The organism is Streptomyces sp. NPDC040432 (genome assembly GCF_055595445.1).
Map to the genome: position 1 here is coordinate 1 of NZ_JBVIVP010000054.1, position 6421 is coordinate 6421.

Annotated in this window: 8 protein-coding genes; all 8 read left to right on the top strand. The window is 69.8% G+C overall.

Annotation, left to right across the window (positions count from 1 at the left end; translation table 11 throughout):
• Positions 1-283, top strand: a 283-nt coding sequence (locus tag ACZ58N_RS38675) for a hypothetical protein (RefSeq protein ID WP_471170311.1), incomplete at its 5' end; no start/stop codon positions are given.
• Positions 284-371: 88 nt separating this feature from the next.
• Positions 372-1481, top strand: a complete 1110-nt coding sequence (locus tag ACZ58N_RS38680; RefSeq protein ID WP_471170314.1) for a quinone-dependent dihydroorotate dehydrogenase — start codon at positions 372-374, stop codon at positions 1479-1481.
• On the top strand, positions 1478-2329 hold the full coding sequence (gene pyrF / locus ACZ58N_RS38685) for an orotidine-5'-phosphate decarboxylase (RefSeq protein WP_471170316.1): 852 nt from the start codon (positions 1478-1480) through the stop codon (positions 2327-2329). Before ACZ58N_RS38680 ends, pyrF begins: the two co-directional genes overlap by 4 nt.
• A 404-nt stretch (positions 2330-2733) precedes the next feature.
• A complete protein-coding gene (gene mihF / locus ACZ58N_RS38690) occupies positions 2734-3057 on the top strand; it encodes an integration host factor, actinobacterial type (RefSeq protein WP_362884649.1) in 324 nt (107 codons plus the stop codon).
• Positions 3058-3118: 61 nt separating this feature from the next.
• On the top strand, positions 3119-3682 hold the full coding sequence (gene gmk / locus ACZ58N_RS38695) for a guanylate kinase (protein ID WP_471170320.1): 564 nt from the start codon (positions 3119-3121) through the stop codon (positions 3680-3682).
• A gap of 139 nt (positions 3683-3821) precedes the next feature.
• On the top strand, positions 3822-4094 hold the full coding sequence (gene rpoZ, locus ACZ58N_RS38700) for a DNA-directed RNA polymerase subunit omega (protein ID WP_004948662.1): 273 nt from the start codon (positions 3822-3824) through the stop codon (positions 4092-4094).
• Positions 4095-4224: 130 nt separating this feature from the next.
• Positions 4225-5451 carry a bifunctional phosphopantothenoylcysteine decarboxylase/phosphopantothenate--cysteine ligase CoaBC gene (coaBC, locus tag ACZ58N_RS38705; RefSeq protein WP_471170323.1) on the top strand — a complete coding sequence of 409 codons (1227 nt, stop codon included), beginning with the start codon at positions 4225-4227 and terminating at the stop codon, positions 5449-5451.
• A gap of 195 nt (positions 5452-5646) precedes the next feature.
• A partial coding sequence (gene metK, locus ACZ58N_RS38710; RefSeq protein ID WP_471170326.1) for a methionine adenosyltransferase occupies positions 5647-6421 on the top strand: 775 nt, incomplete at its 3' end.

The following is a 6421-nucleotide window of genomic DNA, read 5'->3' on the forward strand; positions in this document are numbered from 1 at the left end:
CCGCAAACTCAGCGACGGCGAAGGCCCCGACGGCGAGAAGAACATCGTCCAACTCATCCACGACGGACAGGTCGACCTGATCGTCAACACCCCGTACGGCACCGGTGGCCGCCTCGACGGCTACGAGATCCGCACGGCGGCCGTGGCGCGCAGCGTCCCCTGCCTGACGACGGTCCAGGCGCTCGCCGCGGCCGTCCAGGGCATCGACGCGCTCAACCGCGGCGACGTGGGCGTCCGCTCCCTCCAGGAGCACGCGGAGATCCTGACCGCGGCCCGCGACTAACACCCGTACAGCCCGGACACGGGAGGGGGGACACCGGTTTCACGACGGGTGTCCCCCTTTCCATGAGCGCAGAGGGATCCTCTCGACGATGTACAAGCTCTTCTTCAACCTGGTCTTCAAGCGGATGGACCCGGAGCGGGCCCACTACGCGGCCTTCCGCTGGATCCGCCTCGCCGCCCGCACCCCCGTGCTGCGCACCTTCGTCGCGGCGGCGCTCGCCCCCCGCTACGAGGAGCTCCGCACCGAGGCCCTCGGCCTGCGGATGCACGGCCCCTTCGGCCTCGCCGCCGGCTTCGACAAGAACGCCGTCGCCATCGACGGGATGTCGATGCTCGGCTTCGACCACGTCGAGATCGGTACCGTCACCGGCCTCGCCCAGCCCGGCAACCCCAAGAAGCGGCTGTTCCGCCTCGTCGCCGACCGGGCCCTGATCAACCGCATGGGCTTCAACAACGAGGGCTCCGAGGCCGTCGCCGAGCGCCTCGCCGCCCGCAACCCGGTCTTCCGGACCGTCGTCGGCGTCAACATCGGCAAGACCAAGGTCGTGCCCGAGGCCGAGGCCGCCGCCGACTACGTCCTGTCCACCGAGCGCCTGGCCCGCCACGCCGACTACCTCGTCGTCAACGTCTCCTCGCCGAACACCCCGGGCCTGCGCAACCTCCAGGCGACGGAGTCGCTGCGCCCGCTGCTCACCGCCGTCCGCGAGGCCGCGGACCGGGCGGTCACCGACCGGCGGGTCCCGCTCCTGGTCAAGATCGCCCCGGACCTGGCGGACGAGGACGTGGACGCGGTCGCCGACCTCGCCCTGGAGCTCGGCCTGGACGGCATCATCGCCACGAACACCACCATCGCCCGCGAGGGGCTGGGCCTGAAGTCGTCCCCGGCCCTGGTGAAGGAGACCGGCGGACTGTCCGGGGCGCCGGTCAAGGAGCGCTCCCTGGAGGTCCTGCGCCGCCTGTACGCCCGGGTCGGCGACCGGATCGTCCTGGTGGGCGTGGGCGGCATCGAGAACGCCGAGGACGCCTGGCAGCGCATCCTCGCGGGCGCCACCCTGATCCAGGGCTACAGCGCCTTCATCTACGAGGGCCCCTTCTACGCCCGAGCCATCCACAAGGGCCTGGCCGCCCGCCTGGCCAACAGCCCCTACGCGACCCTGGCCGAGGCCGTGGGCGCCGAGACCCGAAAGGCCGCGCTGTGAGCCGCGAGACCCCCGTGATCCCCTTCGGAACCCGTCTGCGCGCCGCCATGGACGCGCGGGGTCCGCTGTGCGTCGGCATCGACCCGCACGCCGCCCTGCTGGCCTCCTGGGGGCTCGACGACGACATCGCGGGCCTGGAGCGGTTCTCCCGCACCGTCGTGGAGGCCCTCGCGGAGGAGGTCGCCGTCTTCAAGCCGCAGGCCGCCTTCTTCGAGCGGTTCGGCTCGCGCGGTGTCGCCGTGCTGGAGAGGACCGTCACCGATGCGCGGGCGGCCGGGACCCTGGTCGTGATGGACGCGAAGCGCGGCGACATCGGCTCGACGATGGCCGCCTACGCCTCCGCCTTCCTGGACCCCTCCTCGCCGCTGTTCTCGGACGCGCTGACGGTCTCCCCGTACCTCGGCTACGGCTCCCTGAAGCCGGCCGTCGACCTGGCGCGCGAGTCGGGCGCGGGCCTGTTCGTGCTCGCCCTCACCTCGAACCCCGAGGGCGCGGAGGTCCAGCGGGCGCTGCGCGAGGACGGCCGCACCATCGGCGCGACGATGCTGGCCCACCTGGCGGCGGAGAACGCCGGGGCCGAGCCGATGGGCTCCTTCGGCGCGGTGGTCGGCGCCACCCTCGGCGACCTGTCCTCCTTCGACCTCGACATCAACGGCCCGCTGCTGGCCCCCGGCATCGGCGCCCAGGGCGCGACCGCCGCCGACCTCCCGGCCGTCTTCGGCCGGGCCGTCGGCAACGTCGTCCCGAACGTGTCGCGGGGCGTCCTGAAGCACGGCCCGGACGCGGCGGCCCTGCGCGCCGCGGCGAAGGGCTTCGCCGACGAGGTCCGCGCGGCCGTCGCCGCGTAGCGCGCCGGGAGCACCCGGGGCCGAGGGGGCCGGACCGCTTTCGCCGCGGCCGGCCCCCTCGCCGTTCCCGGGTGGTGGCCAAGATCACGGACGGCGGTCGCGGGACGCGGAATCGAGCGGTTCACCGGTGCCGCCGACAGGGCCCGTGACACTGCCTGACGAAATTCGAACGTCTTTCCCCGGACAAAACCGGGGTATTTTGTCCCTGATGTACGGTTCAGTGGAGGCTGACCAGGACTTTTCGTCCGTTCTCGCTGACTGGAGCGGCCTTGGCCGCTAGTCTCCGACCAGAGTGAACGAGCAGCGAACGAATTTCGTCGCTGTTCGGGGGCTCGCCCGGTGTGGTGCCCAAGGGCTCCGTGCCGGTCCGTATCCGACAGTTCGACATCCGAGGTGACGTAGGCGTGGCTCTTCCGCCCCTTACCCCTGAACAGCGCGCAGCAGCGCTCGAAAAGGCCGCCGCGGCTCGCCGGGAGCGGGCCGAGGTGAAGAATCGACTCAAGCACTCCGGCGCCACTCTCCATGACGTCATCAAGATGGGTCAGGAGAACGACGTCATCGGCAAGATGAAGGTCTCCGCCCTTCTGGAGTCGCTGCCCGGCGTGGGCAAGGTCCGCGCCAAGCAGATCATGGAGCGCCTCGGCATCTCCGAGTCCCGGCGTGTCCGAGGTCTCGGTTCCAACCAGATCGCCTCTCTGGAGCGTGAGTTCGGCGGTAGCAACGCCTGAGGCGTTGCCCGAAGTTCTCCCGGCGTTCTCAGGCAGTCCCGAGAACCTGGATAATCGCTCTATGGCAGCAGAGGTTCGTCCGCGGCTGACCGTGCTCTCCGGCCCCTCGGGGGTCGGCAAGAGCACGGTCGTCGCGCATATGCGTACAGTCCACCCCGAGGTATGGCTCTCGGTGTCGGCCACCACCCGCAAGCCGCGGCCCGGTGAGCGACACGGAGTCCACTACTTCTTCGTCAACGACGACGAGTTCGACAAGCTGATCGCCAACGGCGAGCTGCTGGAGTGGGCCGAGTTCGCGGGCAACCGCTACGGCACACCGCGCGGCGCGGTGCTGGAACGCCTGGACAACGGCGAGCCCGTACTGCTGGAGATCGACCTCCAGGGCGCCCGACTCGTCCGCGAGTCCAAGCCCGATGCCCAGCTGGTCTTCCTGGCCCCTCCGAGCTGGGACGAACTGGTCCGCCGGCTCACCGGACGCGGCACCGAGTCCGCGGAGGTCATCGAGCGCCGCCTTGCGAGCGCCAAGATCGAACTCGCTGCCGAATCCGAGTTCGACACCACCCTGGTCAACACCTCCGTCGAGGACGTGGCGCGCGAGCTGCTAGCCTTGATGAATGTCGTCTGATCGTTGATCGATTGATTGTTGATCGATGTCATGTCGACCAACAGTCGGATCCATCGTGCGATCAAGCACCGGATCCATCATGTGGTCGCGATCACTACTTGATCGTTTCGATCATTCACCCATCTTCGGAAGGTAGAGCGTGTCCTCTTCCATCACTGCGCCCGAGGGCATCATCAACCCGCCGATCGACGAGCTGCTTGAGGCCACGGACTCGAAGTACAGCCTCGTGATCTACGCGGCCAAGCGTGCGCGCCAGATCAACGCGTACTACTCGCAGCTCGGTGAGGGCCTGCTGGAGTACGTCGGCCCGCTGGTGGACACCCACGTCCACGAGAAGCCGCTTTCGATCGCGCTGCGCGAGATCAACGCGGGTCTGCTGACCTCCGAGGCCATCGAGGCCCCGGCCCAGTAAGGCACCGAGATTCCTTCACCACAGGCCCGGCAGAACATCTGCCGGGCCTGTGGTGTGTCATAGCTCTGTCGGGTCCGACGGGTGTCACCGACAGATCGACCCTGAAACCGATCCTGAAGGGGAGTGCGTGGTGGGTAAGCCGAAGGTCGTGCTGGGGGTCAGCGGCGGGATCGCCGCCTACAAGGCCTGCGAACTGCTCCGCCGGCTGACCGAGTCCGGACACGACGTACGGGTGGTGCCGACGGCGGCGTCGCTGAACTTCGTCGGCGAGGCCACCTGGGCCGCGCTGTCCGGGAACCCGGCCTCCACACAGGTCTGGGAGACGGTCCACGAGGTGCCCCACGTGCGCATCGGCCAGGCCGCCGACCTCGTCGTGGTGGCCCCGGCCACCGCCGACATGCTGGCCAAGGCCGCCCACGGGCTGGCCGACGACCTCCTCACGAACACGCTGCTCACGGCGCGCTGTCCGGTCGTCTTCGCACCCGCGATGCACACCGAGATGTGGGAGCACCCCGCGACCCGGGAGAACGTCGCCACCCTGCGCCGTCGCGGTGCCCTCGTCATCGAGCCCGCCGTCGGCCGGCTCACCGGCAAGGACACCGGCAAGGGACGGCTGCCCGACCCCGAGGAGATCTTCGAGGTCTGCCGTACGGTCCTGGCCCGGGGCGTCTTCGAGCCGGACCTCGCCGGCCGGCACGTCGTGATCAGCGCCGGCGGGACGCGCGAACCCCTGGACCCCGTCCGCTTCCTCGGCAACCGGTCCTCCGGCAAGCAGGGCTACGCCCTCGCCCGCACCGCCGTCGCCCGCGGCGCCCGGGTCACCCTGATCGCCGCCAACACGGCCCTTCCCGACCCGGCCGGCGCGGACGTCGTGCGCGTGGGCACGGCCCTGCACCTGCGCGAGGCGGTGCTCAAGGCGGCCGCCGACGCCGACGCCGTGGTGATGGCGGCGGCCGTCGCCGACTTCAGGCCCGCCCGCTACGCGGACGGGAAGATCAAGAAGCAGGACGGGCAGGAGCCCGAGCCGGTGGCCCTCGTACGCAATCCCGACGTGCTGGCGGAGATCTCCGCCGAGCGGGCGACGGCCGGCCAGATCGTCGTCGGCTTCGCCGCCGAGACCGACGACGTCCTCGCCAACGGCCGCGCGAAGCTCCGCCGCAAGGGTTGCGACCTCCTCGTGGTCAACGAGGTGGGGGAGACCAAGACCTTCGGTTCGGAGGAGAACGAGGCCGTGATCCTCGCCTCCGACGGCACGGAGACGCCGGTTCCCCACGGTCCGAAGGAAGCCCTGGCCGAAATGATCTGGGACCAGGTCGCCCCCCGGCTCGCGCCGGCGCGACCGTCCCGACCTGCCTGAGCGTCGCCCTTTCCGCGGGCCACCCCGTGCGTCAGAATGGAGTGCCGCAGGTCACATGGCTCCCATAAGGCGAGACGGGTGGTCCGGCAAACGGTGGCGACCGATAAACTGCACCAAGGAACGTGATCGGGCGCAGCCCCCGATGTGGTTCCGCCAAATGATCAGCCAGCAGCCGCTGCAACCCCAGGGAGCGTTGTGTCCCGTCGCTTGTTCACCTCGGAGTCCGTGACCGAGGGTCACCCCGACAAGATCGCTGACCAGATCAGCGACACGATCCTCGACGCGCTCCTCACCGAGGACCCCACCTCGCGTGTGGCCGTGGAGACTCTCATCACGACCGGTCTCGTGCACATCGCGGGCGAGGTGACGACCAAGGCGTACGCGCCGATCGCCCAACTCGTCCGCGAGAAGATCCTCGAAATCGGCTACGACTCGTCGAAGAAGGGCTTCGACGGCGCCTCGTGCGGCGTCTCGGTGTCCATCGGCGCGCAGTCCCCGGACATCGCGCAGGGTGTCGACACCGCCTACGAGAAGCGGGTCGAGGGCGACGAGGACGAGCTCGACAAGCAGGGCGCCGGCGACCAGGGCCTGATGTTCGGCTACGCCTGCGACGAGACCCCCGAGCTGATGCCGCTGCCGATCCACATCGCGCACAAGCTCTCCCGCCGCCTGTCCGAGGTCCGCAAGAACGGGACCATCCCGTACCTGCGCCCCGACGGCAAGACCCAGGTCACCATCGAGTACGACGGCGACAAGGCCGTCCGCCTCGACACCGTCGTGGTGTCCTCGCAGCACGCGGCGGACATCGACCTGGACTCGCTGCTCGCGCCCGACATCCGCGAGTTCGTCGTCGAGCACGTGCTGGCGCAGCTCGTCGAGGACGGCATCAAGCTGGACACCGAGGGGTACCGGCTGCTGGTGAACCCGACGGGCCGGTTCGAGATCGGTGGTCCGATGGGTGACGCGGGCC